Below are 25,207 nucleotides of genomic sequence, written 5' to 3' on the forward strand. Positions count from 1 at the left end.
CACCTGGACCTCCGCGTGGTCCGCCCGTCGGGTCAGTCCTTGACCGGCGGCTTGGTCGGCTCCTTGCAGCAGTCGCTGGCGCTGCTGGTCAGGCTGTACACGCCGGCCGCGGCCGGTGTCAGCCGCGGCTTGAGGTTCTGGAGCTTGAGTACACTCATCCGGATCACCTCCCCCGGTGATCGGGAGCGCGCACGGGGCGCTCATGAGGTGGACGGGAGCTACCGGGGCCCGTGCGGGGAAAGGCTGAACCCCGCACGGGCCCCGCCGCGTCAGTCCTTCACGGGCGGCTTGGTCGGCTCCTTGCAGCAGTCGCTGCCGCTGCTGCTCAGGCTGAGCACGGCGGTCTTGGCCGGGGTCATGACCGGCTGCAGGTTCTGGAGCTTGAGAACGCTCACGGGGATCAACTCCTCTGGGGTCGAGAGCGCGAGGACGCGCTCGTTGAGCTGGGACGGGTTACCGGCCGATCGGCATGGCCCAGTCAACAGCAGTTGCTGATCAGGTACATGCGGGATCGGGCCCCATGTTTTCCCGTCCACTCCCCCATGTTTTCGGCGCGCCCTCCCCAGCGGACGGGCCGGCGAAGCGGGCCCGTCCGGAGGGGGACGGGTCAGGCCTCGCCGAGCTCGGCGGCCAGCCGGTGGAGCGCCGCGCGGTCGGGCAGACCGGTCTTGCGGAGCAGGCTCGCGAGGTGCTTCTCCACCGTGCGGGGGGAGATGACGAGCCGACGGGCGATCTCCTGGTTGCCGACCCGTTCGGCCATCTGCCCGAACACCTCGTACTCACGGATCGTCACGCCCTGGGCGCGCAGACCGGCCGGGATCCGGTCCCGGCCGGCCCGGCGCTGCGCGACGCTCGCACCGGTGCGGCGCAGCAGGCTCCGGCAGGCGCCCGCCACCGCGGGGACGTCCAGGTCGTGGAAGTAATCCTCGGCGGCGCGCAGCCAGGCCACCGGATCGCCCCAGCCGTCCTCCAGCGCGGCCTCCGCGACCAGGCGCAGGGCGAGCCGGCCGCCCGTCGGGAAGACCTCCTCGTGGGCCCGCATGGCCGTCACGGCCCGGGCGGCCTCGTCCGCCCTGCCCTCGCGGCCCAGCAGGACGGCGTCGGCCGCCAGCAGGAACTGCCGGTTCCAGGCGAGGGCGGCCGCCGGCGCGGCCGACACGGCGGCGAACCCGGCCCGGTCGGCCCGGCCCGCGAGGACGTCGAGCAGCGGACGCAGGCCGTACCGTCCGGCCAGGTAGAAGACGTTCGGGTGGTCGCGTTCCCAGTCCGCGGCGGCGGCCAACTCGGCCTCCGCCAGCGGCCGGTCCTCCTCCAGCAGGGCACAGACCGCCCGGCACAGGCCGAGCATCACCGGTACCAGGAAGGACCGGCCGCCGCCCGCCTGGTCGAAGGCCTGGAGGGTGGCCTCCATCTCGCGGCGGCGGCCCTGGTGGGCGGCGCGGGTGGCCGCGGTCAGCAGCAGGTAGCGGTGGGTGGCGAGGTTGCGCATCCGCGCGGTGACGTCGAGGCAGCGGTCGATGATCTCCCGGGCGCGTTCCGGATCGCCGGTGAGCACCGCGTACATGGCCAGCAGCCCCTCGGTGCGCTGGGCGCGCGTGATGGAACCGAGCTCCTGCGCCGCCGTCAGCGCCTCCTCCAGCGTCCGGGCGTCGCCGTTGCGCATGAAGGAGTTGGCGCCGAGGCGGATCAGGGCCTCGAACCGCCAGTTGGGCAGAGCGTGGGCCTCGGCGACCTCGAGCATCCGGGCCAGGTATCCGTCGGCCTCGTCGAAGCCGCGCTCGCGCGCCAGCATGGCGAGCAACTGCCAGGCCTGGCAGGCCAGTACCGGCTGCTCGGCCCGCTGGGCGTACTCGGCCGCCGTCAGCGCCCCCCACTCGGCGTCCGCCAGGTGCTCCTCCTGTCCCGGGAGCAGGGCCAGGTGACCGCGGACCACCGCGAGGGCGGCGGTGTGGGCGGGCGCGCCACGCTCGCCGAGGAGGGCCTGCGCCGCCGCCAGCTGTTCGGCGCCCTCGCCGCTGCGCTCGCCCATCAGCGCCGCCCAGGCCAGGCGGGTGTGCAGGGCGATCCTGCGGTCGGTGTCCAGCGCGGCGGCGCCGGCGGTCGGGAGGGCGCCCAGCAGCTCCAGGGCGCGGTCCAGCCGGCCGGCTTCGGCGAGGGCGTTCACCAGGGCCTCGGTGATGTCGGCGCGGTCGGCCGGGGCGGCGAGCCGCTGCCCGCGTTCCAGCAGCCGGACGGCCACGCCCGAAGTGCCACCGGCCAGGGCCTGCCGCCCGGCCTCGGCGTACAGCCGGGCGGCGGCTCCGTCGTCCCCGGCGGTCTCCAGCAGGCGGGCGGCGAGGTGACATCGGTCGTCGGCAGGGTCGGGTACGGGCTGCGGTGTCTGCTGGAGCGTGGCGGCGGCCCGCCTCGCGACGACGGCGCGTTCCACGGCCGGGACGCCTGCCAGCAGCGCCTCGCCGATCAGGGCGTGGCGGAACGCGTAGCCGTCCGGCACGGTGCGGTCGGGGACGACGAGTTCCGCCTCCACCAGTGCTCTCAACCCGGCGAACATCCGGCGGTCGTCGTGCCCGGTGATCAACTGGACGGTGCCGGCCGAGAACCGGGGGCCGAGCAGCGCCGCCAGCACGACGAGCTCCCGCGCCGGCGGGTCCAGCCGCCCGGCCCGGCCCGCGTAGGTGCGCACCACGCTGGCCGGGACGGTCGCGGCGAGGTCTCCCGCCACCCGCCAGCCCGCCCCGTCCCGGCGCAGCGAGCCGTTGCCGGCCATCTCGGCCAGTAGCTCCTCCACCAGGTACGGGTTCCCGCCGCCGACCTCCGCGAGCCGGTCGACCACGTCGGCCGGCACCCCGTCGGCCGGCACGCCGAGGCAGCCGGCGGCGAGGTCCCGTACGTCCGGCTCACCGAGCGGCCCGAGCGCGAACACGGACGCCGCCCGGCGCCGCTCGGCGGCCTGGAGCAGGTCGAACGCGGCCCCGGCCTCCGGCCGCAGCGTGGACAGCAGCAGCACCGGCAGGCCGGCGACGTTGTCCACCAGGTACTCCAGCACGGCCAGCGTCTCGGAGTCCGCGTCGTGCAGGTCCTCCAGCACCAGCACGCAGCCCGCCTCCCGGCCGAGCACGGCGAGCAGGCGCAGAAGCGCCTCGGCGAGCTCGACCACGCAGTCCGGCCGGCCGGGGGCGTCGGCCGTCCGCCACTCGGGGACCACCCGGGCCAGTGCCGGCCGGTACGGCACCAGCTCCGGGTTCTGCGGCGGGCCGGTCCGGCGCAGGCCGGAGCCCAGCGCCTCCATCAGCGGGCGGAAGGGCGTACCGGCCCCGCTCGGGCTGCCCCGGCCGCGCAGCACCGGCAGGCCCAGGTCGGCGGCCTGCCGGGCGCACTCCTCGGCCAGCCGGGACTTGCCGATCCCGGCCTCCCCGGAGACGAACACCGCGTGTCCGGAGTCGTCCTGAAGGGTCCTCAGTATCCGTTCGAGCAGCGCGATTTCGTTCTTCCGCCCGACGAGGGCCGGTGACCTGGTAAGCATGGCCGCAGGCTAATCGAGCTGATCATGATCCGGAAGGGCGTCGAACGGGCGCCGCCGGGGTGGCGGGGCGACGTGGCCCTCGGGACGCCGCCCACGCGTCCCGAGGGAGTCCCGAGGAGCTCTCGGGGTTCGGTCACACGTCCTCGCCGGCGTACCGGCAGGTCCAGGTCATGGTCTCCCACGGGTCGTGCGACAACGCCAGGGCTTCGCCACCCGACAGGGCGTTCGCCCGCCGGGCGAGGGCTCCGGTGGTCCACAGCCTGATCTCGCCGACCGGGTGTGCGTCCGTGCCCTCCTCCAGCTGCTGCGGCGGCTCCAGCACGGGGATCACGTCGAGGGTCTGCATGGGTGGTCTGATCCTTTCTCGAGCGTCAGGGCCTTGGCGCCGCTGACGCACACTCAGGGGGTCGGCGCCAGCAACAGGGCCGACGGCGTCCGGTCGGCGAAGCCGAGCCGCAGCAGTCCGTGGCCGATGCCCGCCAGTCCGGTCAGCAGCCCGGGCGCGACCAGGCCGGCCGGGGTTCCGCAGCGCGGGCCGTACCGGTCGAGCGCGGCCAGCAGGAGGTGCGTCCGGTGGTTCCGGGCCGTCGGCGCGACGGGGTCGGTGCGGTGGGCGAGCACTTCGAGGACGCCCAGCTCGCCGTGGCAGAGGCTGTGATCGGTCGGCGTCCGGGAGCCGGCCCCGGCGGCCCGGGCCGTGATCTCCGCCGGCCATGGGCCGTCCGCCGCCACCGGCCGGCCGGCGATCGCCAGCGCGAGGCCGGCCGGGCCGCGGCACCAGGAGTCGCGGGCGGGAGGCCCGTCGGTGGGCAGCCTTTCAGTGGCCGGCTTCTCGGTGGCCGGCGTCCCGGTGGACAGCCTTTCGGCGGCTGCTCGGAGCGCCGTCAGCCCCGCGCTCTCGTGGCCGGCGTCGCCGGTGGCCGCCGCGAAGCGGAGCAGCGCCCAGCCGATCCCGGCCGCACCGGTGGCGAAGCCCGGCCCCGGTGGCAGCCGGCGGGCGGCGAGGCGGTCCGCGCAGGCCCGCGCCCCGCGCCGGGCCTCCTCCGAGCCGGTGACCCGGTGGACGGCGAGCAGCGCCGCGAGGCCACCGGCCAGGCCGTCGGCGATGCCCGGGGCCGTCCCGGTCTCGGCGGCCCGCACGGTCAGGGCGGTCGCCGGGCCGGTCAGCGCGGCGAGTTGCGGGTCGTCCAGCGCGGCCGCCGTCATGGTGACCGCGTAGGCGATGCCGCCCAGGCCTGCGAAGCCGCCGGGGCCGACGGCCGCGAGGTCCTCCGGCCGGGCTGCGAGCCGCTCCAGCACGGCGGGCAGCGGCTGGAGGGCGCGCGCGGCCGTGTCCGCGTAGCGGTCGTCGCCGGTGAGCGCGGCGAGCTGGGCGAGGAACAGGGCCACCCCGGGGTAGCCACCGCCCAGATCCGCGCCGCACGGCCTCAGTTGCCAGTAGCGGTCGGCGACGAGGTCGAGGCCGAGCCAGTTGGTGCGTGCCGGGCCCTGGTGGGCCAGTTCGACGAGCCGGTCGCCGATGCGGCGGGCCGCGCCGAGCAGCCGTTCGGGGTCCACTGCCTCCGGGCCGGGGCCGCCCGGGACCGCCGACACCGGGACCGCCGGTGTGCGGGCGGCCGGTCCGTCGACTTCCGGTTCACGGGCGGCCGGTCCGTGGGCGGCGGCGGTCGACCGCGCGGCCATCGCCGCCCGGATGATCCACTGCTGCGCCGCGAGGTCCGCCTCCCCCATGCCCCGGATCCGTTCGGCCGCCCGGTCGAGGCCGGACCGGTCCAGCGCGCCGGCGATGCGCTCCCCGCCGCCGCTCCACAGGTCCACCGAGCCCGGCGTCGTGGTGAACAACGGCACGTCACCGTCACGGAGTTGGGCGATCTCGAACGCCAGGGCACCCGGGTGACCGGGACCGGCGGACTCGTCCGTGCCGAGCAGCCCGAACAGCGCCTCCCGCTCCGCCGCGTCCCGCAGGGCGTCGGGGTGGGTCGCCTCGGTCAGCAGCGTCGTGTAGATCTGCGTGGGGCGCACCACGACCCGGACCGCGGTGTCCGCGAAGCTGCTCAACATCCCCTGAGGGCCGAGCAGTTCGCGTCGGCCGGCGGCAATGGCCCGGTAGCCGCCGGCGAAGCCGGCGACCAACGCCTCGGTGTGCGCGGCGGGTTCGGCCCGGCCACCGGCCAGGCCGGGACGGTTGGCCGCACCGGCGAGCGTCTGCGGCCGGCGCACCAGCCGCATCCGGTCGGTGCCCGGATCCGCCCACTCCACCCCGTCCATCGGCAGCGGCGCGCCCGGGTCACCACCCAGTCCGGAGACGTCCATCGCCTCCCGGTCCCCGAGGAGCAGGTGCGGGAGCAACCCGATCCGGTACACGGACGACCGCAGGGCGAGCGCCGCCGGGTCGTCGGCCCGGGCGGCTGGCGGCGGGTGGAACAGGGTCTCGACGTCGATCAGCGCCGGTTCGTCCCCCCGGGCGACGAGGTTCTCGAAGTGCAGGTCCGTGCCCTCCAGGGCGTACAGCAACGCCAGCAGCGAGCCCTGACGGCGGTAGAAGCGGTCGAGCTGCGACCGCGTCTCGCACGGCCGGTGGGTGATGTACTCGACCCAGCCGTACGCGCCCCGGTCCAGCAGGGCCAGTACCGGCAGCCCGGGCGTACCGGGCCGCGCGTTGAACCATTCGAGCACGTCGTTGAAGTACCGGTGCGCCTGCAACGGCCGCGGTTTGTAGACCACCCGGCGGCCGTCGGCGAACCGCAGGACCGCCACCGTACGCCCCCGCCGGTGCCCGTCACCGGCCCCGGTGTCCACGCGGAGCAGGTCGCCGGGGTCCACCCCGCGCAGCAGCGTCGCCACGATCTCCGCCCGGTCGGCCGCGAACCGGCCGAGGAGCTCGTCCAGCGCCGCCACCGCGTGCAGACAGCTCTGCCCGATCACCCGCCCGAGCACCGGGTACGTGGTGAACAGCGCAGCGAGGGAAGCCTGATGCTTCATCGATTCGACGAAGCTGTCGAACCGTTCGGACGGCGTGCCCCCTCTGAGCCCACCTGCCGCCCTCGCCCCGTGGAGTTCCAGCACGAGCACACGGGCGCAGCGCCGCGCCAGGGCACGGGCCAGCCGACGCACGAACGCGGCCCGAACCGCGGCGCCCTCCCCGTGCCGGTCGGGCAGCCGTTGGGCGGCCCGCTCCGCGAACGGGGCAAGAATCGCCACGAACCCGGCATCCCAGGAAAGTTCACCGGCGGCCGGGCGGAAGGCTCCCGACGGCGGCCCGGCCACCACCTCGTCGACGAAGGCCGCCCAGTCCGGCCTGACCGCCCCGGCCCGCTCGGCCCCGGGCAGCGCCCGTAACCACCAGGTCGCCACACCCGGCGCAGCCGCCGACCGCTTCCACGTGTCGATCACAGCGCCCAAGCGTGCCAGCCACCAACCATCCACACAAGGTCCTCGGTTCGAACACAGCCCCGAGGCGGCACCGTGGTGGCGCGCGCCACCGGGAAGTGATCGACTCCTCCGCGATGCGGATGCGGCGGGACGCCGGAGCCGCCAGGCAGCGCCCTCACGGCCGCGGCAGCGCCCTCACAGCCGCGGCGAGGCCCGGTGCGGGCGGTGTAACGGCACCGAATCGATCTCCGTGGTCCACCGCAACACGCGCTTCCTAGGTTGGGCGTCCGTGCAGGCGCCGCCGCACGTTCGACGGGTGGGCCTGGGCCCGCATGGTGGAGGGGGACGTGTGATCGGGACTGCCGGCGGTCGGGCGAGGACGGTCTGTTCGTACTGCGGCGTGGGCTGCGGGGTCGTTCTCGACCTGACGACCGGCTCCGACGGCCGCCGCACCGTGGCGAAGGTGTCCGGCGACAAGGCGCACCCGGCGAACGGAGGGCGGTTGTGCACCAAGGGCGCGACACACGCGGACATGCTGGCCGCGCCGGGCCGCCTCGGGACGGCCCTCGTCCGCAGCACCCGGGAGGAACCCGCCGTCCCCGTCGACGTGGACGTCGCCGTGGCGGCGGTGGCGGGTCGGCTGAGGGCCATCCTGGACGAGCACGGACCCGACGCGCTCTCCTTCTACGTCTCCGGGCAGATGTCGCTGGAAGCGCAGTACCTGGCGAACAAGCTCGCGAAGGGCTTCGTGCGGACGAATCAGATCGAGTCCAACTCGCGGCTGTGCATGGCTTCGGCAGGTTCGGGATACAAGCTGTCGCTGGGCTCGGACGGCCCGCCCGGCTCGTACGAGGACTTCGAGCGGGCCGACGCCTTCCTCGTGATCGGCGCGAACATGGCCGACTGCCATCCGATCCTGTTCCTGCGGATGATGGACCGGGTCAAGGCGTCCGGTGCCCGGCTGATCGTCGTCGACCCCCGCCGCAACGCCACGGCCGACAAGGCCGATCTCTTTCTCCAGATCAGGCCCGGCACCGACCTCGCCCTGCTGAACGGTCTGCTGCACCTCCTGGTCGAGAACGGCCACACCGACCCCGGGTTCATCGCCGAGTTCACCGACGGCTGGGAGGAGATGCCGGCCTTCCTCGCCGACTACCCCCCGGCGAAGGTCGCCGGGATCACGGGCCTCCCGGAGGCCGACATCCGGCAGGCCGCGCAGTGGATCGGCGAGGCGGGCGAGTGGATGAGCTGCTGGACGATGGGGCTCAACCAGTCCACCCACGGCACCTGGAACACCAACGCCCTGGTCAACCTGCACCTCGCGACAGGTGCGATCTGCCGCCCCGGCTCCGGCCCGCTCTCCCTGACCGGGCAGCCCAACGCCATGGGCGGCCGCGAGATGGGCTACATGGGCCCCGGCCTGCCCGGCCAGCGCTCCGTCCTCGCCGACGACGACCGGGCCTTCATCGAGAGCCTGTGGGGCATCGACCAGGGCTCGCTGCGCACCGAGGTCGGCCGTGGCACGGTCGAGATGTTCGAGCGGATGGCCGCCGGCGACATCAAGGCGTGCTGGATCATCTGCACCAACCCGGTCGCCTCCGTCGCCAACCGCAGGACGGTCATCCAGGGCCTGGAGACGGCCGAACTGGTGATCACACAGGACGTCTTCGCGGAGACGGAGACCAACGCGTACGCCGACGTGGTGCTGCCGGGCACGCTCTGGGCCGAGTCCGACGGCGTCATGACCAACTCGGAGCGGAACCTCACCCTCGTCCCCGGAGTCGTCACCCCACCCGGTGAGGCCACCCCGGACTGGCTGCTCATCTCCCGTGTCGCCTGCGCGATGGGCTTCGCCGAGGCGTTCACGTACGACAGCGCGGAGGAGGTCTTCGAGGAGCTCAAACGGGCCTGGAACCCGAAGACCGGATGGGACCTGCGCGGCGTGAGCTACGAGCGGCTGCGCGACGCCCCGGTGCAGTGGCCGGCCGCACCCGGTGCCGGGGCCCGCAACCCGATCCGCTACCTCAACGACGGCATCAGCCAGACCCTGCTGGAACGATCCGACGGCACTCGCCCCCGGCTCGTCTTCCCCACCCCGAGCGGTCGTGCCCGGTTCTTCGCCCGCCCGCACCTCCCGGCTGCCGAACTCCCGGACGACGACTACCCGTTCGTCCTCAACACCGGCCGGCTCCAGCACCAGTGGCACACCCTCACCAAGACCGGAAAGGTCGCCAAGCTCAACCGGCTCAACCCAGGGCCCTTCATCGAGATCCACCCGGAGGACGCCCGGCGCCTCGGCATCACCGACAAGGACCACGTGGAGGTCGCCTCCCGCCGCGGCCGCGCCGTCCTGCCCGCCGTCGTCACCGACCGGGTGCGCCCCGGCAACAGCTTCGCCCCGTTCCACTGGAACGACCTGTTCGGCGAGTACCTCTCCATCAACGCCGTCACCAACGATGCCGTCGACCCCGTCTCCTACCAGCCGGAACTCAAGGTCTGCGCCGTGAACCTCGCCAAGACCTCCGCACCGGTGCAGGCCCGTCCGAGCACCGTGCCTGCCGCCGACACGGCCACGCCCGTGACCGCGGCCGCCTCCGGCTCCGGCTCCGACGCTGGGCCGGGAGCCGTCACGACCCTCGCGCACGGGCAGGCCGGTCCGGCCCCGGCTGCCCTGCCCGCCCTGGCCACGCTGTTCGGCCTCACCGACCTCGCTCCGCCGGCGCTGGCCGACCACCAGCGCCGCTACCTCTCCGGCTACCTCGCCGGCGTCGCCCTGGCCCCGCAGACCGACGTGCCCGTGCTCCCGTCGACCGCCCCCTTCCCCCCGGACACCGCCCTGTGGGTGAACGGCGTCCTCGCCGGCGCCTTCTCCCGCACCGGCGACCGCGGCGGCGACCGCACCGGCGCGCCGACAGCCGTCGACGAACCCGCGACGGCACCGGCTCCCTCCGCCGGGGCGCCGGCTCCGACCCGCCGCATGCTCGTCCTGTGGGCCTCGCAGACCGGCAACGCCGAGGAGTACGCCGCCGCCCTGAACGCGCGCCTCGCCGAAGCCGGCCACGCCCCCACCCTGCTCGCCATGGCCGATGCCGACCCGGCGCAGCTCACGGCCGGCACCGACGTGCTCCTGGTCACCAGTACGTTCGGCGACGGTGACGCCCCCGACAACGGCGCGGACTTCTGGCAGGGGCTCAGCGCCCCCGATGCCCCGCTGCTGCGCGACGTCCGCTACTCCGTCCTCGCGTTCGGCGACTCCGCCTACGACGACTTCTGCGGCCACGGCCGCCGCCTCGACGAACGCCTCGCCGCTCTCGGTGCCACCCGCCTGCACCCCCGCGCCGAGTGCGAACCCGACGACGGGGAGAGCGCCGACACCTGGTTCAAGGCCGTCCTCACCAACCTCGACGGCCCGGCACCGGCCCAGGGCTCCGCGAACGCTCCGGCGGCAGCGCCGGCGGCGGCACCGGTGTCAGCACCCGTGGCAGGCCCGGTCGCCGGCGCCGCCACCCGTCCCACCAGGAACGACCCCCACCGCGCGCCACTCTGCGGCAACCAGCTCCTCAGCCTGGCCGGCGCGGGCAAGGAGGTCCGCCGGTTCACCTTCGACACCGGCGACGCCCTCGCCTACGAGGCCGGCGACGCCCTCGGCGTCCGTCCCGCCAACTGCCCCGATCTCGTGAACGAGTGGCTGGCCGTCACCGGCCTCGACCCGGCCGCCGAGGTCGTTCTCGCCGGCACCGCCACCGCCGGCTTCGCCGAGGCGCTCACCCATCACCTCGACATCACCCGCATCACCCCCGACCTCCTGCGCCTCGCGGTCGAACACACCGGCGACCGGGATCTCAAGCGGTTGCTCCGCCCCGACAACAAGGACGGGCTCGCGAAGTGGAGCTGGGGCCGTCAGGCGGTCGACCTCCTCACCGAGTACCCCCTCCGGATCGGCGCCCAGGAGTGGACAGACCTCCTCAAGCGCCTCCAACCACGCCTGTACTCCATCTCCTCCAGCCCGCTCGCCACCCCGGGCAGGGTCAGCCTCACGGTCTCCGTGGTGCGCTACGAGGGCCCCCGCGGCCACCGGCGGAAGGGAGTCGCCTCGGCCTTCCTCGCCGATGTCGAACCCGGCACCGAGGTCCCGCTGTTCGTCCAGCGCTCCGCGCACTTCCGCCCGCCGGCCGACCCCACGACCCCGGCCGTCATGGTCGGACCCGGTACCGGCGTGGCGCCCTTCCTGGGCTTCCTCGACCACCGGCGCGCCCTCGGCCACCGCGCCGGAAACTGGCTCCTCTTCGGTGAACAGCGCCGCGCCACCGACTTCTACTACGAGCAGGAACTGGAGGAACTGCACCGCCACGGCACCCTCTCCCGCCTCGACCTCGCCTTCTCCCGCGACCAGCGCGCCAAGGTCTACGTGCAGGACAGGATGCGCGAGAACGGCGCCCTGCTGTGGTCCTGGCTGCAGGACGGAGCCCACTTCTACGTCTGCGGCGACGCCAGCCGGATGGCCAAGGACGTCGACCGCGCCCTGCGCGACATCGCCGTCACCCACGGCGGACTCGACGAGGACCACGCCGCCGCCTACGTCAAACAGCTCGCGGCCGAGAAGCGCTACGCCCGCGACGTCTACTGACAGTGGGGTTCGCACGGAGACCGTGGGCCCCCGCACCCTGACGCGCGCCGGTAACGACCATCACCCGGTCGGGTGAAACCGGGCGCGTGGCCCGGCTGGGCCGGGGCGGGGCCGCCCGGGTGGGCGATGATGCTGAACGGTTCGCCCAGGAACGGTTCTCGGGGCGGCGTCCGCCGCCGTCCGGGCGAAGTCCCCTGTGAGAGAGGAGCACGATGACGGTTCCCGCTGTGACGAAAGAGGTCGAGGAGTTCGTCGGCCTCTGTGTGCCGCTGACCGGCTTCCCCGCGTTCGACCTGTACGCCACCGGCATGGCCGAGCGTTACCTGGAGACCGCCCGGCAGCAGGTCGGGGCGGCCGCCTTCGCGGAGTTCTGGACCGCGTGGACGGTGGCCGCCTCGGAGTGCGGCGGTCCGAAGGACCTGTCGCCCGTCCACCTGGAGGTGGCCCGGGCGGTGACGTACATGTGGCTCACCGGCGCCTGGCCCCGGCTCGCGCCGGCCGCGCACGCGGCGCTGCGCCGCCAGATGGCCAACGAGGAGTTCGTGGTCGCACCGGAGGCGTACGTCGAGGGCCTGGTGTGGCGGACGTTCCACGGGCACCCGGCCGGGGCCAAGCCCCCGGGCTTCGGCACCTGGGCGGTCAGGCCGCCGGCCCAGCCCACCGCCGACGGACTGCGCCAGGACCTCGGCCTCGGTGAGGAGTTGGTCTGCCGCACCGGCCTGGAGTCCGAGGTCGCACTGGACGCCGTGCCCGATCACCTGCTGCCCGGCTACCGCGCCTGGCGCCAGATCCCGCCGTCCGCCGTCCCGACCTCGGCCGGGCCCGCCGCCCGTGAGGAGCACGCATGACCGAGAACGTCACCACCGTCAGCGCGGACGAGGCCGTCCGCCGGCGCTACGACGTCGTCATCGTCGGCGGCGGCTGGTCCGGCAGCCTGATCGCCAGGGAACTCGGCGACCTGGGCTGGAACGTCCTGATCCTGGAGGCCGGCAACAGCGGCACCGAAACCTGGCCCGGCTACCTCGGCTCGCTCACCACCTACCACTCCGCCGTCGCCAAGGTGCCCAACTCCGCCTACCGGCGCAACACCGCCGCCCCCTACCCGGACGTCCTCGACCTCGCCCCCGTGCGCGACCCGAAGCCGGGGCAGCCGGAGTTCACCGCCAACGGCTACTTCGTCCAGAACGGCCGGCTGCCCTACGGCACCGACTACCTGCGGGAGTTGGGCGGCGCGGCCATGCACTGGCTCGGCGCGGTGCCGCGCATGCACCCCGAGGACTTCGCCACCGAGGAGTTCGGCTACGGCCGCAGCTGGCCGGTCGGCGCGGAGGAGCTGCAACCCTGGTACGCCCGAGCCGAGTTGGAGATCGGCGTGGCCGGGAACGCGGACGACCAGCGCGCGATCGGAGTCGTCACCAGCGACGACTACGTCTACCCGATGCACCAGATCCCGGCCAGCTACATCGACGAGTACTGCCGGGGGCTCAACGGCACGAACATCCTCGACGAGGTCACCGCCGAGTCGTACGAGCTCCAGGTCAGGAGCCTGCCGCAGGCCCGCAACTCCACCCCGAACCCGGACTACTCCCCCGTCCCGTACCGGCCGGAGAGCGCGGTGGGCCTGCCGAACTACGGCGAACGCTGCGTGGGCAACGCGAGCTGCGTGCCGATCTGCCCGGTGCAGGCCAAGTCCCACCCGCTGCGCCAGCAGGCCCGGTTCTCGAAGACGGTCTCGCTCGCCACCCGCTGCGTCGCGACCCGCGTCCGACTGGCGGGCGCGACCCGGGGCGGCCGGGTGAGCGGGGTGGAGTTCCGCACCTACACCGACCCGGCCTCGCCCGTCGGCCGCTCGTACGTCGTCCAGGCGGACATGGTCGTGCTGGCCGCGCACGCCATCGAGAACGCACGGCTGCTGCTGTTCTCCGGCCTCGCCAACGGCAGCGACCAGGTCGGCCGCAACCTGATGGACCACCCGACCATCCTCAACTGGGCGCTCGCCGACGAGAGGCGCGGACCGGTCGGCCCGTTCCGCGGGCCCGGGCACACCTCCGGCTGGGAGGCCTTCCGCTTCGGCGACGGCCGCACCCGGCGGGCCCCGTTCCGGATCGAGATCGGCAACTGGGGCTGGGGCTGGGCCACCGGCGCGCCGATGAGCAACGTCGCCACCTCCCTCGGCATCGGCGGCGACGGGAACGGCGAGGTGCGACCGGACGGCGTGTTCGGACCGGAGCTGCGCCGCCTGCTCGGCTCCACCGTCGGCCGGCAGCTCCAACTGCAGATCGCCGTCGAGCAGTCGGCGAACCCGAACAACCGGGTCACCATCGACCGCCGCTACCGCGACGCGATGGGCAACCTCCGCCCGGTCATCACCTACGACCTCGACCGGCACACCCGGGACGGGCTGTTCGCCGCCCGGAAGGTCGCGCAGCGGATCTTCCACGGCCTCGGCGCCACCGACTACACCGACCACGCGCCGCGCGACGGCGTGCCCCCGCTCGGCCACTTCGAGCACACCCTGGACGGCGAGACCCTGCACCTGGCCTACAGCGGTGCCGGGCACGGCGCCGGCACGCACATCATGGGCGGTTCGGCGGCCACCTCCGTGGTCGACGAGTACCAGCGCACCTGGGAACACCCCAACCTGTACGCCGTCGGCTGCGGCAGCATGCCCTCCATCGGCACCAGCAACCCCACCATCACCATGCTGGCCCTGGCCCTGCGCAGCGCGGAGCAGATCCACCAGGACCTGCTCCTCGACCGCCGGCCGGCCGATCTCCGCGGCGCGGAGGGACGGCGACCGGCCGGCGGGGCCGACGAGTCGGAGGTACTGACGTGATCACCGCCCTCGAACTGGACCGAGCGGGCTTCGGCGTCCCGAGGACCATGCCCGACCTGCGCAAGTACCTCCAGGCCGCGCTGGAGGTGGAACACCTGACCGTCCCCGTCTACATGACCGGGATGTACACCATCTGCCCCGGCACCAACCGCACCGCGTACTACGCGATCCGGGCCGTCCTGCTGGAGGAGATGCTCCACATGACGCTGGTCGCCAACCTGCTCAACGCGGTCGGCGGCACCCCCAGGGTCAACACCGGCTTCGTCGCGAAGTACCCGGCCAGGCTGCCCTTCAGCGGCGAGACCGTACCGAGCATCGGACTGCAGCACTTCTCCCCCGACGCGCTCAGGACCTTCCTGCGGATCGAACAGCCCAAGGCGATGACACCCGCCGCCGAACGGGGCTCCGGCTGGACGTCCATCGGGCAGTTCTACGACACCGTCCGGGAGGGCCTGGAGTACCTCATCAGGACCCTCGGCCACGACCGGGTCTTCACCCGCGAGAAGCCGGGCCACCAGGTCGGCCCGGAGGACTTCTACAACTCCGGCGGCGAGGTCTTCCCGGTCGACGGCCGCAACTCGGCGCTCGAAGCGCTGGAGACCATCACCGAGCAGGGCGAAGGCGTCCACGACACCATCTGGAACAGCAACAACCGCTTCGGCGAACAGCCCGAACTCGCCCACTACTTCCGCTTCAACGAGATCTACACCGGGCGCAGCTACGGCCCCGACGACCGCCCCAAGGACGAGCCCAGCGGCCCGCTGATCGACGTGACCTGGGACGACGCCTACCCGATCCACGGCGACTCCAAGGTCGCCGACTACCAACGGTTCGAGGCCACCAGCGCGGTGTACGAACAGGCGGTGGCGTTCAACTCCCGCTACGCCGTGCTGCTGTGCTACCTGGACTCCGCCTTCAACGGACGGCCCCGGGACATGGCGCTCGCCATCCCCACCATGCTGGAGCTGCGCGACCGCGCCGGACAGCTCTACCGCAACCCCCACCCGGACCCGGAGCAGGCCGCCCTGGGCCGGTTCGCCAGCGCCACCTTCGAACTCGGGGCGCCCGACTTCCAGGCCGCCGAGAGGGAGGTCGTGCGCAACATCCAGGCGGCGTCGCTCGAAGCGGGCGCACCGATCGACCTGTCCGCCCTGGCCTCCGACTCCGCCGAGGCCTTCGCCTGACCGTCCGGTGACCCCGGCGGCAGGCTTCCTGACCCCGGGACAGGGCGTCCACACCGCATCCACACCCGACCCGACCCACGCGCCCCGCACTCGGAGATCCTCCGGGCGGCCGCGAAGGCCTCCGCCCGTCCGGCCGTCAAGCCGGTCGGACGGAGGCCTTCTCCCGTGTCTCCGGTCTCCGGCCTCCGGTCTCCCGTGTCTCCGGTCTCCCGTCGGGGAGTCAGCGGGGGTCGACGATCTCCGGCGCGAAGACGGTCCCCAGCGGTTCCGGGCCGACGTACTGCTGGCAGTTGCACTGCCGGGGCTCGAACTGCAGCGGCTTGCGCTCGGCGTCCCAGGCCGTCGGCACCTCGACCGCCTCGTGGCACTTGCCGTGCTTGTCGTGCTTGGCCAGGTGGTGGGTGCATCCGCAGACGGGCTCCGGGGGACGGCTCGCCGCGTCGAGTGCGAGCTGCCGCCGTTCAGCGGCCTGCAGCAGCTCCATCCTCCGTTCGTGGCGCATCTTCAGGGCACCCCGAACGTTGTCGCCGACCCAGCCCCCACCCACCATCACCGCGGGTATCAGCGCCCAGATCCAGCCACCCATGCCATCACTCCCCTTGATCAACCGGCCCCACAGCTTACGACCTGCCCGGGTGGACCCGCCCCACTCGGGCGGAGGCCGGGAAGGCCTCCGTACGAACGGCCGCGCGCCCGCACGAATGAACGGCCCTGCCCCGGGCACACGCGATGACCGGACATCCCGTAGCTCACGAGAGGGTCGATTCCGATGGTTGTTCTTGTCCTCGTCCTCCTGCTGGCCCTCATCCTGGGCGGCGCTGGTTTCGCCATTCACGCCCTGTGGTGGATCGCGCTGGCCGTCCTGGTGCTGTGGGTCCTCGGGTTCGTGTTCTCCTCGGGTGCCGGGGGCGGCCGGCGGTGGTACCGCTGGTGACCGCCGGCCCGGATCGCTCTTCGGGAACCGGGCCGCCCCCATCGGCAGCGGCGGAGCCACGCCCTGCCGTGCCCCACGCCCGTTCGCCACGCCCCGTTCGCCGGCCACCTGCCTGGTGGCCGGCGGCCTCATGGACGGACCTGACCGCCCCGCGTCCGCCCGGCACTGCGCCCGCGCCGCTGATCAGCGCGGCGGAGGCAGCCTCGGCGGGGGCGGGGACCTGCGTTCGGGCGGTAGCGGCAGATCCGCCCAGACCGCCTTGCCGCCGCCGTCCGGGTAGCAGCCCCAGCGCACCGCGAGGCGGTCCACGATGACCAGGCCGTGGCCACCGATCTGCCCTGGCCGGCGCGTGCCGAGGCGGGGCGGTTCGGGGCTGCGATCGGTGACCCGGACGCGCAGGCGGTCGCCGTGCCGGGTGAGGTCGAGATCGCGGGGGCCGCCGCCGTGGCGGACGGCGTTGCTGAGGAGCTCCGCGGCCACCAGGACGATGTCGTCCGTCGTCGGCGGTGAGTCGGCGAGATGCCAGCTGCGGAGGGCCTCACGGACGAAGGCGAGGCCGCCACGGACCGGGCAGGGGCCCCCGGAGTCCAGAGCCAGACGGCGGTGGCGGTGGAAGGCCGCTGGGGCGGTGAAGGGGCACATGGTGGAAACCGGCCTGTCGGGAGGCGTCTCTCGCCCGGGCGTGTGCCCCGGTACGGCCGGGTTATGTGTTCAGCCCTCGCCGGATACCGGTACGTCGCCGGATACCGGTACGTCGTGGTGGGCGGCGGCCTCCTCGGCGGTGGCGTGGACGGGGAACAGCGCAGCGGCCTCGGTGAGCTCCAGGACCCGGCGCACCATCGGGGCCGGCGCGACCAGGACCAGCGGGACGCCCTCGTCAAGGGCCCGTCGGCGCAGGGCCAGGAGAAGGTTGAGGCCGCTGGAGGTGAACAGGTCCACGCCCGAGAGGTCGACGGCGAGAACGGAGGGCTTCTGGTCGAGCGCGGCACCCAGGGCCTGCGCGGCGGCCGGCTCGCTGTCCATCGTCACGTCACCGGCCAGGGAGCACACCAGAGCGGCTCCCACGCTGACGGTACCGGTCGTGAAACTGTCGGGCACCGGTGTCTCCTCTGCGTCCGGTCCTGGTCGTAGGCTCAGGTCACCGTGTCTGCGGCGGCCCGCTCCGCCGTCGGCAGACCGGCGGCGGTCCCGGGCCCGGGGGCGTACGCCCAACTCTCGGCGATGCCCTCCAAGCTCTCCCAGAGCTCGGCGGCCTGGTCCCGCAGGTGGACCGCGATGGCGCTGCCGGCCTCGGTCGCCGCCAGGTAGGCGTCGATGCCGGTGACGGCGTGCCTGACGGTGCGGCGCATGGACTCCACTCCGCCGGCGTCGGCCCCTTCCTCGCAGGGCCGCCCGATCCTGTCGAACAGGAAATCGGACAGTCCGTTGAGCCTCTCGCGGGTCAGCTCTGTCACGGGGCCACCTCCCGGATCGCCGGTGCCTTATCAAGGGTTCGCCCGGATGCCGCATATGTCAAGGTTTGCGTGAATTTTATGTCGTGCTTTCGGCACCGTGAATCGGCGGTCGTATCCTGGGGTCGTGGAGAACAACACAGCGGCGGCGCGGCGGTGGACCTTCCTGACCAACCACGCCCGCGTGCTGGTCCAGATCGCGCGCGACCCGGGTATCCGGGTCCGCGACATCGCCACGAGCTGCCTGCTGACCGAACGCGCGGTCCAGCGCATCATCGCCGACCTCGAAGAGGCCGGCTACCTCACCCACGAGCGCACCGGCCGCAGCAACCACTACCACGTCATCGCCGGCAAGCAGCTGCGTCACCCCGCCGACAGCGGCCCCAGCCTCGCCGAGCTGCTGTCCGTCCTGCTGCACTGACCGGGCACCCGGCTGCCGGGACCCGGGCTCCACGGCGCGTGGCGCGCAGCCGGCGGCCCCGGTCACCGGGCGGTTTCCAGTGGCCGGGCCCATCCCGGCCGACCGCGCGTCTGCCGCTCCGCTGCGCCGTAACCGCCCCGGCCCGCCGCCCTTCCACCCGTCCCGTGCCGGACCGGGTGCCGTCCCGCGCGCCCGGTCAGGTGTGAGGCGCGGTGATCCGGGCAGCCGCCCGGCATGCTGCTGATCAGACCGCCGGGCGTCTATCCGCCCCAGGGGGACACCGATCTCCTCGTCGCGTGCGTGCGCCGTGAGGAACTGGACGGTTCCAGCCGGGTGCTCGACCTCGGCACCGGGACCGGCGCCGTGGCGCTCGCCGCCGCGGCGGCCGGGGCCCGGGTCACGGCCGTGGACCTGTCCGCCAGGGCCGTCGTGGCCGCCTGGCTGAACTCACGGCTGCGCCTGCACCGGATCCGGCTTCGCCGCGGTGACCTCGCCCGCCCGGTGGCCGGCCGGCGGTTCGACCTCATCACGGCCAACCCCCCGTACGTTCCGACCGCCGAAGACCCCCGCCCCGGAGCGACTCCGGGGCGCGGAGCGGCGCTGGCCTGGGACGCCGGGCCGGACGGGCGGCTGCTGCTGGACCGGATCTGCCGCGAGGCCCCACGGCTCCTGGCGGCCGGCGGGGTGCTGCTCTTCGTGCAGTCCTCGCTCTCGGACGTCCACGCCTCGCTGGCGGCGTTGCGCGCGGCCGGCCTGCGGGCGGCGGTGGTGGCCCGGCGGCGGCAGGCCTTCGGGCCGGTGATGACGGCGCGCGCGGCTCTGTTCGAGCGGCGGGGCCTGATCGGTCCCGGCGAGCGCGAGGAGGAGCTGACGGTGGTGCGCGGTGTCCGGGACGAGTGACCGGGCCGCGACCAGGGTGGTCGTCGTGCCCGGCGGGCCGTTGCTCGTCGAGGGCCCGGTGGAGGTCGTCCTGCCGAACGGCACGGTGCGCGTCGCCGACCGCCCGGTGGTGGCGCTGTGCGCCTGCCGGCGCAGCCGGCGCTACCCGTTCTGCGACACCAGCCACCGGCGGCGCGCCCGTGCGGACCGGAGCTCAGCCCGGCCCGGGCGGCAGGGGTGAACGCAGCGAGGTCCGGCCGGTGCGCCAGTGGCCGAGCAGGTGGTCGGCGAACCGGTCGTCCACGACTTCGGCGGCCGCGATGCCGAACGCGATGTCGGGTTCCAACCCGGGTTCCTGGACGGCCAGTTCCTCGATCACGCCACGGCGGACCAGTTGTTCGTGGACGGCGTCCGCCTCGACGTGCTCACGGTAGAACAGGGTGCCGTCCGGTCCGGCGCCGAGGCGTTCCAGCGCGGTGGCGAGGCGGGCGGAGGCCGGCGAGGAGGTGATCTCCAGGGCGGCGAAGTGCCCGACGGCGGCGCCGCGCAGGGAGCGGTGGAGTCCGAGGAGGGTCATCAGGTTGACCACCGCCAGCGCGGGCGCCGGGACCAGGTCGAGGTAGTGCCCGTACCCGGGGTCGAGGCCGAAGTCGGCCATCATCCGGGCGAAGAGCAGGCAGTGGGCGCGGTCGGGGCGCCCGGCGCCGTACTCGTCGTACGCCACCGTCATCAGGACCGCCTGGGCGGGGCCGTGGATGCGCGGCAGCATCCACAGCTGCGGGTCGGCCTCCTTGAGGTGGTAGACGGAGCGGTGCACGAGGTACTCGCGGGCGTGCCGGCGCTCGCCCTCGGCCAGGAGGAAGTGGGACGGCCCGCTCCCGTCGGCGGGCTCGGCCAGCAGCCGTTCCAGCGCCTCCGGCAGGGGCCGCACCGGGGCTGCGTCGGCGCGCACCGCCGCCAGGAAGGGACGCTCCAACTCTCCCCGGAAGTAGAGGAGTTCGGGCTCCCACTCCCAGTCGGGGTGGACCCCGGGCAGGCCGCGGTCGTGGAGCTCGTAGCAGAGGTGGAGGGCGAGCTGGTGGTCCTCGCCCCACGGATCGGTGCACGGGCCGGGCCGCGCGCGGAGGCGGCCGGCGCCGGGCGGTCCGGCGGTCACCAGGCCCAGCACGGCCTCCGACTGCGGCCCCCGCGGGGCCGGGAGCCGTCTCACCGCCCGCTCCGGCGGCCCTCGGTGCCGGCGCACAGCACCACGAAGGCGATACCCGGCGTCAGGGCCCAGCAGCAGGCGAAGGCCCAGAACACGGCCGCCACCGAGGTCCGCAGGCCCGCCACCAGCAGGCCCGGTGAGAGCAGCCCCGACAGCAGCACCGGGCGGGGCCGGAGCCCGGACACGACGTCCCGGGCCCGGCTGCGCAGTCCGAGGCCGGACCTGCGCAGCACGGCGTCCAGTTCGTGGTCCCTGCGGAGTCCGCCGTCGATCCGGAGCAGCGCCGCCCGTTCCTGCCGGTCCATCCTGACCGCCTCCTCGCGGTGGCCCGTCCCCCGTTCGCCGGAGCGGCTTCCCCGGATCCGCCCCGGCTAACGCCCGGGACCCGGCTCGACGGCCGGGGGCAGGCGCACGGCCAGCAGGCAGCTGTCGTCCGCGGGGTTGGGGCCGCCGAGGCCGGCGACGATGTGGTCGAGGCAGTCCGCGAGTGCGGTCGCGCCGCACTCCTCGGCGGCCCGCAGGAGTGGTTCCGGGCGGCCCGAGCCGCCCTCGCGGCGGTTGAGCAGGCCGTCGGTCCACAGCAGCACGGTGTCGCCGGGCCGGAGCGCCAGCTCGGCGTCGCGGTAGGCGGTGGCGCGGTCGGCCCCGAGCACGGTGCCGGCCGGGCCCTGCGCGAGGGCGGCGGTGCCGGCGCGCAGCACCGCCGGCGGCGGGTGCCCGGCGGCGCTCCAGACGAGTGCGCGGGCGGCCGGGTCGAGCAGGCCGCACAGGACGCTCGCGATGTGGCGGCTGCCCTGGTGGCAGAGCATGGTGTTGAGCCGCCCGAGGACCGCCGCCGGGCCGGCACCGGTGTAGCACAGGCCGCGCAGGGCGTGCCGGAGTTCGGCCATGCCCACGGCGGCCGCCACGCCGTGGCCGCTGACGTCGCCGACGGCGAGCAGGACCGTGCCGTCGGGCAGCGGCAGCAGGTCGTACCAGTCGCCGCCCACCCGGGGCTGCTCCCCGGCGGGCAGGTACCGGGCCGCGTGGTCGAGGCCGGAGGCCGACGGGTCGGGCCCGGTGGGCGTCGGCATCAGCGCGCTCTGCAGGGCCCGCGTCATCCGGTGTTCGGCTCCGGCGCGGCGCCGCTGCTCGGCGAGCCGGGCCCTGGCCGCCGTCAGGGCCTGCTCGGTGCGGTGCCAGGCGGTGACGTCCTGGACGACGCCGCGGACGGTCCGCGCGGGGCCGCCGGCCGGGGCGGTCAGCGCCTCCGCGGTGACCCGGACGGTGCGCGGCCCGGCACCGGTCGTGCCGACGGCGACCTCCAGGGTGGCGTTCCGCTGCCCCGCGAGCAGGCGGCGGGCGAGCAGCCGGACGGCGGGGCGGTCCGCGGGGGCGACGCACGCCAGGACCTCCGCGGGCGTGGCGCCGGCCCGGCCAGGGTCCAGGCCGAGCATCCGCAGCGCCTCCTCGGAGAGTTCGAGGCCGGGCGAGCCGGCGGACCACCAGAAACTGCCGAGGCCGGCCAGCCGGTGTGCCTCACCGAGCCGCGCCGCCCGCTCGGCCGCGCCGCCCCGGTGCCGCCAGGTGAGCAGGACCCCGTCGAGGAAGGGCACCGCCCGCAGGCTCAGCCTTCCGGCGGCCCCGGTGTCCGGCCGGGTGAAGTCCGTGGTCCAGCCCTCGTACGGGACGCCGTCGGCGGCAGCGCCCAGGATCCGTTCGAACGCGCCGGAGGCCACCAGCCCGGGGTGGAGCTCGCTGAGCCGCCGGCCCTCCGCCGGGCCCGGGCCGGCGGCGGCGTTGGCGTAGCCGACCCGCAGGTCGGTGATCGACCCGCCGTCGACGCCCCGGCGGACGGCCGAGAGCACCAGCACCGGCGCGTACATGGCGTCGAGGACCGCGCGGAACCAGTACTCGCCGCCCGGGACCTCCAGTCCCGGCCCGCCGTCGCCGGCGGCGCCCACCCGCAGGAGGTGCCCGGCCGCCAGGTTCGCGAGCGCGTCGACGTAACGGCTGGCCGCGCGGGCCCGGTCGGCCCGCCCCTCCCATCCGAGGCTCATCGCCCCGACGATCCGGTCGCCGCGGCGCAGCGGCACGGCGCAGGCGATCCGGCCCGGCACGATCCGGCCGGTGTCGGGCGGGCGCTCCCCGGGCCGGTCGGGGTCGAACTCCCAGACCATGCCTCCGCCGTGCGCCGCCGCGACCAGCGGCACCCCGGTCTCCGGCGGGATCCGGCGCCACTGGCTGATCCGGCGCGGCTCCACCCCGTGGCTCCCGACCAGGGCCAGGGCTCCGTCCGGTTCCAGCAGGCCGAGCACCACGGCGAGGACGCCCAGCGGCGCGAGCGCGACCTCGTGCAACAGCCGGGCCAGCTCCTCGGGGGTGTCCGCACCGGCGAGTGCCGAGGCGGCCAGGTGGTACCGGGCGGCCAGACCCGGCACCGGTGTCAGGCGCGCCGCAGCGGGCGGGGCCGGCACGGGCGGGTGCGGGTCCTGCAGCCGCGGCGGGACGGCGGCCGGCGCCGTGACGGGGCCGGGGACCGGGAGGTCCTCGTCGACCGCGGTGTCGCCCTCCAGCGGGGCCGCGATGCCCACCAGGCCGGCGGCGATGTCCGCCAGCTTGCGGTTGGTGTCCTGGGAGAGCTGGACGAGATGGCCGAAGGCCTCGTCCGGCGTGCAGCCGAGCCGTTCGGTGAGCATGCCCTTGGCCTGCTCGATCACCCCGCGGCTGCGCATCGCGCGGCGCAGCCCGTCGGCCTCGGCGCGCAGCCGGTCCACGGCCTCCCGCAGCACGGCCGTCTCCCCGGTGCGGGCGGACGTGCCGGAGCTGTCACCGGCGGGTTCAGACACAGGCCGCCGCCGTGTCGGGGTAGAGCGGCAGCAGCGCCGCCACCCCGGTGAGGTCGATCAGGTCCCGGACCCTCGGGCCGGCGCCGGCCAACCGCAGGGCGCCGTTCCCGTCCCGGGCCCGCCGGGCCGCGCCGAGCAGGACGTTGAGGCCGGTCGAGTCGATGAAGCCGACGGCGGCGAGGTCGACGACCAGACGGACCGCCCCGCCGTCCACCAGGAAGTGGAGCAGCCGCCGGACCTCCGTCGCCGCGAAGTCGTCGAGGTCCCCGCTGAGCGGGACCACCGTCCAGCCGTTGACCTCGGGAAAGTCCTTCATCTCGGTCACCCTCGACACCGTGGCCCCATGGTTCGGGGCCTCCTCAAGGCTAGGTCGTGGACGGCGCCGGGTGCGAACCGCCGTGGGGGGACGAGCGTGACGAAGCACGGGGCGGCGAACGCCATCGACCGTCGGAGCAGCTCGATGGTCCGACCCCGTTCCCAGAAGTCGGCCAGGGCGCACCGCAGGACGTCCACCAGCTCCGGCGGCGCACGGGCGCCGTCTGCCTCCGGACACGACCTCCTTCCCGGACACGGCGGGACCCTCGCAGCCGCCGTCGCCGTCAGGCGGGCCAGCGCAGCACGGCGCCGAGGCCGCCGGCCGGTCCCGGGGCGGTGTCGGGGACGAGCACGGCGTCCGCTCCGGCCGCGACCGCGCAGCGCAGCAGGGCATCGGCGGCCGGCGCCAGGCGCGGGTCGTCCACGCCCATGCTGCGGACGGTGGCCCGGTCGACACCGATGTGGTCGGCCCGCGGCCCGGTCCACACCGGGCGGTCCGGATCGTGACGGCCCGCCTGGACCAGGAGGGTGGCGAGCCGGTGCTGCTGTGCGGCGCTCACCACGGCGGGGACGCCCTGGGCGGCGGCGCCGGGCGCGGTCTCGGTGCCGCCGCCGTCCGTGGCGTGCTCACCGGGACGGCCGAGGCCCGCGTGGAAGTCGTCCAGGACGGCGTCGAGGTGTCGGCGCCGGTGGTCTTCCCAGGCCTCGTCCAGGCGCCGGTCGAAGACCTCGTGCGCGATGCCGCCGGCCCGCCCGCCGCCGTCGACCTCGGTGGTGACCGCCCGGAGGCCCTGCGGCAGCCGGTGATGGACCGCCCGGCGCTCGCCGACGTCGCCGGTGAGGACGAGCAGGCAGGCGCCGCTGTCGGGCCAGACCCGGGCGATGTGGTCGGCGATGATGCCCGCCGTGCGCTCCCAGGTGTCCTCGCGGCGGTGGCGGTAGTGCCACTCGCGACGGTCGGCGGGCGGGGCCCGGTGGCCCCGGGCCTGCCGCTGCGGCCCTTCGACGGTGCCGGCCGGCGTGTTGCGGCCGAGCGCGCGCAGCTCCAGTTCGGCGCCGGTGCGGTCGACGGCGGCGATCAGGCAGCCGGCCGCCGTGTCGTCCAGCAGGGCGAGCAGCGGGGCGGTGTGCGGCAGCGGCCCCCAGGTGGCGGCGACGTCCGGCGGGGAGGCGCTGAGCGGGGCGTCGAGCGCCACCGCGCCGTCCGCGGCGAACAGCGCCCGACCGGGCGGGGAACCGGCGGCCGGCAGGCCGGCGAGGTACTCGCCGACGGCGCCGCGGGTGGGCCCGTCGACGCCGAGGTCGGCGAGCCGGTGCACCGCGGCGCGGTCGATCAGTGCGCGGCGCTGCGCCGCGTCCTCGGTGGCGTGGGAGGTGTCGAGGTAGACGGAGGCCCAGGGACCGGGCCGTTCGAGCAGTGGAGCGAGAGAGGCGAGTTGCATGGCTGACTCCCCGTTTCGGTGGGTCGCCCGTGCGCCTACCCCGCGGCGGCGGGCGGACACCCCGGGGGCTGCCCGCGCATGAGGTTTCGCCGCCTGCGGCCCGGTCAGCCGCTCCGGCGAGGATCCCTGCGACGAACCGAGGCTGCCCTGACCGCGTTCGGCTCCTTCCTGTCCTGCGAGGAGTCCGG

22 protein-coding genes are annotated in these 25,207 nt (G+C 74.8%); 8 read left to right on the top strand and 14 right to left on the bottom strand.

Translation table 11 applies throughout. The features are described from left to right. Positions 1-32: 32 nt before the first annotated feature. The 5 genes from C2142_RS01015 to C2142_RS01035 form a co-directional block, all read right to left on the bottom strand. On the bottom strand, positions 33-158 hold the full coding sequence (locus C2142_RS01015; RefSeq protein ID WP_194235743.1) for a class III lanthipeptide: 126 nt from the start codon (positions 156-158) through the stop codon (positions 33-35). A gap of 111 nt (positions 159-269) precedes the next feature. Next, a complete protein-coding gene (locus tag C2142_RS01020) occupies positions 270-395 on the bottom strand; it encodes a class III lanthipeptide (RefSeq protein ID WP_194235744.1) in 126 nt (41 codons plus the stop codon). Between the two features lie 212 nt (positions 396-607). Further along, positions 608-3,523 carry a LuxR family transcriptional regulator gene (locus C2142_RS01025; protein ID WP_148640620.1) on the bottom strand — a complete coding sequence of 972 codons (2,916 nt, stop codon included), beginning with the start codon at positions 3,521-3,523 and terminating at the stop codon, positions 608-610. 133 nt (positions 3,524-3,656) lie between these two features. Beyond that, complete coding sequence (locus tag C2142_RS01030; protein ID WP_148640621.1) at positions 3,657-3,869, bottom strand: hypothetical protein; 213 nt, start codon at positions 3,867-3,869, stop codon at positions 3,657-3,659. A 53-nt stretch (positions 3,870-3,922) separates the two neighbouring features. Continuing rightward, positions 3,923-6,916, bottom strand: a complete 2,994-nt coding sequence (locus tag C2142_RS01035) for a type 2 lanthipeptide synthetase LanM family protein (protein ID WP_162002369.1) — start codon at positions 6,914-6,916, stop codon at positions 3,923-3,925. 328 nt (positions 6,917-7,244) lie between these two features. Between C2142_RS01035 and C2142_RS01040 the strand changes: the two genes are divergently transcribed. The 4 genes from C2142_RS01040 (at position 7,245) to C2142_RS01055 (ending at position 15,542) form a co-directional block, all read left to right on the top strand. Further along, positions 7,245-11,522 carry a bifunctional nitrate reductase/sulfite reductase flavoprotein subunit alpha gene (locus tag C2142_RS01040; protein ID WP_148640623.1) on the top strand — a complete coding sequence of 1,426 codons (4,278 nt, stop codon included), beginning with the start codon at positions 7,245-7,247 and terminating at the stop codon, positions 11,520-11,522. 212 nt (positions 11,523-11,734) lie between these two features. Beyond that, a complete protein-coding gene (locus tag C2142_RS01045) occupies positions 11,735-12,370 on the top strand; it encodes a hypothetical protein (protein WP_148640624.1) in 636 nt (211 codons plus the stop codon). Continuing rightward, entirely contained in the window at positions 12,367-14,358 is a 1,992-nt protein-coding gene (locus C2142_RS01050; protein ID WP_148640625.1) for a GMC family oxidoreductase, read from the top strand. Before C2142_RS01045 ends, C2142_RS01050 begins: the two co-directional genes overlap by 4 nt. Next, positions 14,355-15,542 (top strand): ferritin-like protein, encoded by a 1,188-nt coding sequence (locus C2142_RS01055; protein WP_148640626.1) that lies wholly within the window; start codon positions 14,355-14,357, stop codon positions 15,540-15,542. The genes C2142_RS01050 and C2142_RS01055 overlap by 4 nt, the downstream gene beginning before the upstream one ends. A gap of 220 nt (positions 15,543-15,762) precedes the next feature. On the opposite strand, the gene C2142_RS01060 is transcribed toward C2142_RS01055, so the two are convergent. After that, on the bottom strand, positions 15,763-16,128 hold the full coding sequence (locus tag C2142_RS01060) for a hypothetical protein (RefSeq protein ID WP_148640627.1): 366 nt from the start codon (positions 16,126-16,128) through the stop codon (positions 15,763-15,765). Between the two features lie 183 nt (positions 16,129-16,311). Here C2142_RS01060 and C2142_RS01065 point away from each other — a divergent pair, with 183 nt between their 5' ends. After that, positions 16,312-16,476, top strand: coding sequence for a hydrophobic protein (locus C2142_RS01065; RefSeq protein WP_148640628.1), 165 nt, complete (start codon positions 16,312-16,314; stop codon positions 16,474-16,476). Positions 16,477-16,659: 183 nt separating this feature from the next. On the opposite strand, the gene C2142_RS01070 is transcribed toward C2142_RS01065, so the two are convergent. The 3 genes from C2142_RS01070 to C2142_RS01080 all read right to left on the bottom strand — a co-directional run bounded on the left by C2142_RS01070 (position 16,660) and on the right by C2142_RS01080 (position 17,930). Beyond that, positions 16,660-17,118, bottom strand: coding sequence for an ATP-binding protein (locus C2142_RS01070; RefSeq protein ID WP_148640629.1), 459 nt, complete (start codon positions 17,116-17,118; stop codon positions 16,660-16,662). Positions 17,119-17,187: 69 nt separating this feature from the next. After that, on the bottom strand, positions 17,188-17,574 hold the full coding sequence (locus C2142_RS01075; RefSeq protein WP_162002370.1) for an STAS domain-containing protein: 387 nt from the start codon (positions 17,572-17,574) through the stop codon (positions 17,188-17,190). A gap of 35 nt (positions 17,575-17,609) precedes the next feature. After that, positions 17,610-17,930 (bottom strand): hypothetical protein, encoded by a 321-nt coding sequence (locus C2142_RS01080; protein ID WP_162002371.1) that lies wholly within the window; start codon positions 17,928-17,930, stop codon positions 17,610-17,612. 124 nt (positions 17,931-18,054) lie between these two features. On the opposite strand from C2142_RS01080, the gene C2142_RS01085 reads away from it, so the two are divergent. The 3 genes from C2142_RS01085 to C2142_RS01095 all read left to right on the top strand — a co-directional run bounded on the left by C2142_RS01085 (position 18,055) and on the right by C2142_RS01095 (position 19,468). After that, entirely contained in the window at positions 18,055-18,348 is a 294-nt protein-coding gene (locus C2142_RS01085; protein ID WP_148640631.1) for a helix-turn-helix domain-containing protein, read from the top strand. 234 nt (positions 18,349-18,582) lie between these two features. Further along, on the top strand, positions 18,583-19,248 hold the full coding sequence (locus C2142_RS01090; protein WP_148640632.1) for a HemK2/MTQ2 family protein methyltransferase: 666 nt from the start codon (positions 18,583-18,585) through the stop codon (positions 19,246-19,248). Beyond that, positions 19,232-19,468: a CDGSH iron-sulfur domain-containing protein gene (locus C2142_RS01095; RefSeq protein ID WP_148640633.1), complete on the top strand. Its 237-nt coding sequence runs from the start codon at positions 19,232-19,234 to the stop codon at positions 19,466-19,468. The genes C2142_RS01090 and C2142_RS01095 overlap by 17 nt, the downstream gene beginning before the upstream one ends. On the opposite strand, the gene C2142_RS01100 is transcribed toward C2142_RS01095, so the two are convergent. The 5 genes from C2142_RS01100 to C2142_RS01120 form a co-directional block, all read right to left on the bottom strand. After that, positions 19,442-20,437: an iron-containing redox enzyme family protein gene (locus C2142_RS01100; RefSeq protein WP_148640634.1), complete on the bottom strand. Its 996-nt coding sequence runs from the start codon at positions 20,435-20,437 to the stop codon at positions 19,442-19,444. The two genes, C2142_RS01095 and C2142_RS01100, sit on opposite strands and share 27 nt — an antisense overlap. Beyond that, a complete protein-coding gene (locus tag C2142_RS01105; RefSeq protein ID WP_148640635.1) occupies positions 20,434-20,739 on the bottom strand; it encodes a hypothetical protein in 306 nt (101 codons plus the stop codon). The genes C2142_RS01100 and C2142_RS01105 overlap by 4 nt, the downstream gene beginning before the upstream one ends. A 66-nt stretch (positions 20,740-20,805) precedes the next feature. Beyond that, positions 20,806-23,262: a SpoIIE family protein phosphatase gene (locus tag C2142_RS01110; RefSeq protein WP_148640636.1), complete on the bottom strand. Its 2,457-nt coding sequence runs from the start codon at positions 23,260-23,262 to the stop codon at positions 20,806-20,808. Continuing rightward, positions 23,255-23,578 (bottom strand): STAS domain-containing protein, encoded by a 324-nt coding sequence (locus C2142_RS01115; RefSeq protein WP_241003097.1) that lies wholly within the window; start codon positions 23,576-23,578, stop codon positions 23,255-23,257. The genes C2142_RS01110 and C2142_RS01115 overlap by 8 nt, the downstream gene beginning before the upstream one ends. Before the next feature lie 283 nt (positions 23,579-23,861). Beyond that, on the bottom strand, positions 23,862-25,019 hold the full coding sequence (locus C2142_RS01120; protein ID WP_148640638.1) for a hypothetical protein: 1,158 nt from the start codon (positions 25,017-25,019) through the stop codon (positions 23,862-23,864). Positions 25,020-25,207 lie beyond the last annotated feature (188 nt).

The organism is Streptomyces sp. CB01881, assembly GCF_002953255.1.
Lineage (GTDB): Bacteria > Actinomycetota > Actinomycetes > Streptomycetales > Streptomycetaceae > Kitasatospora.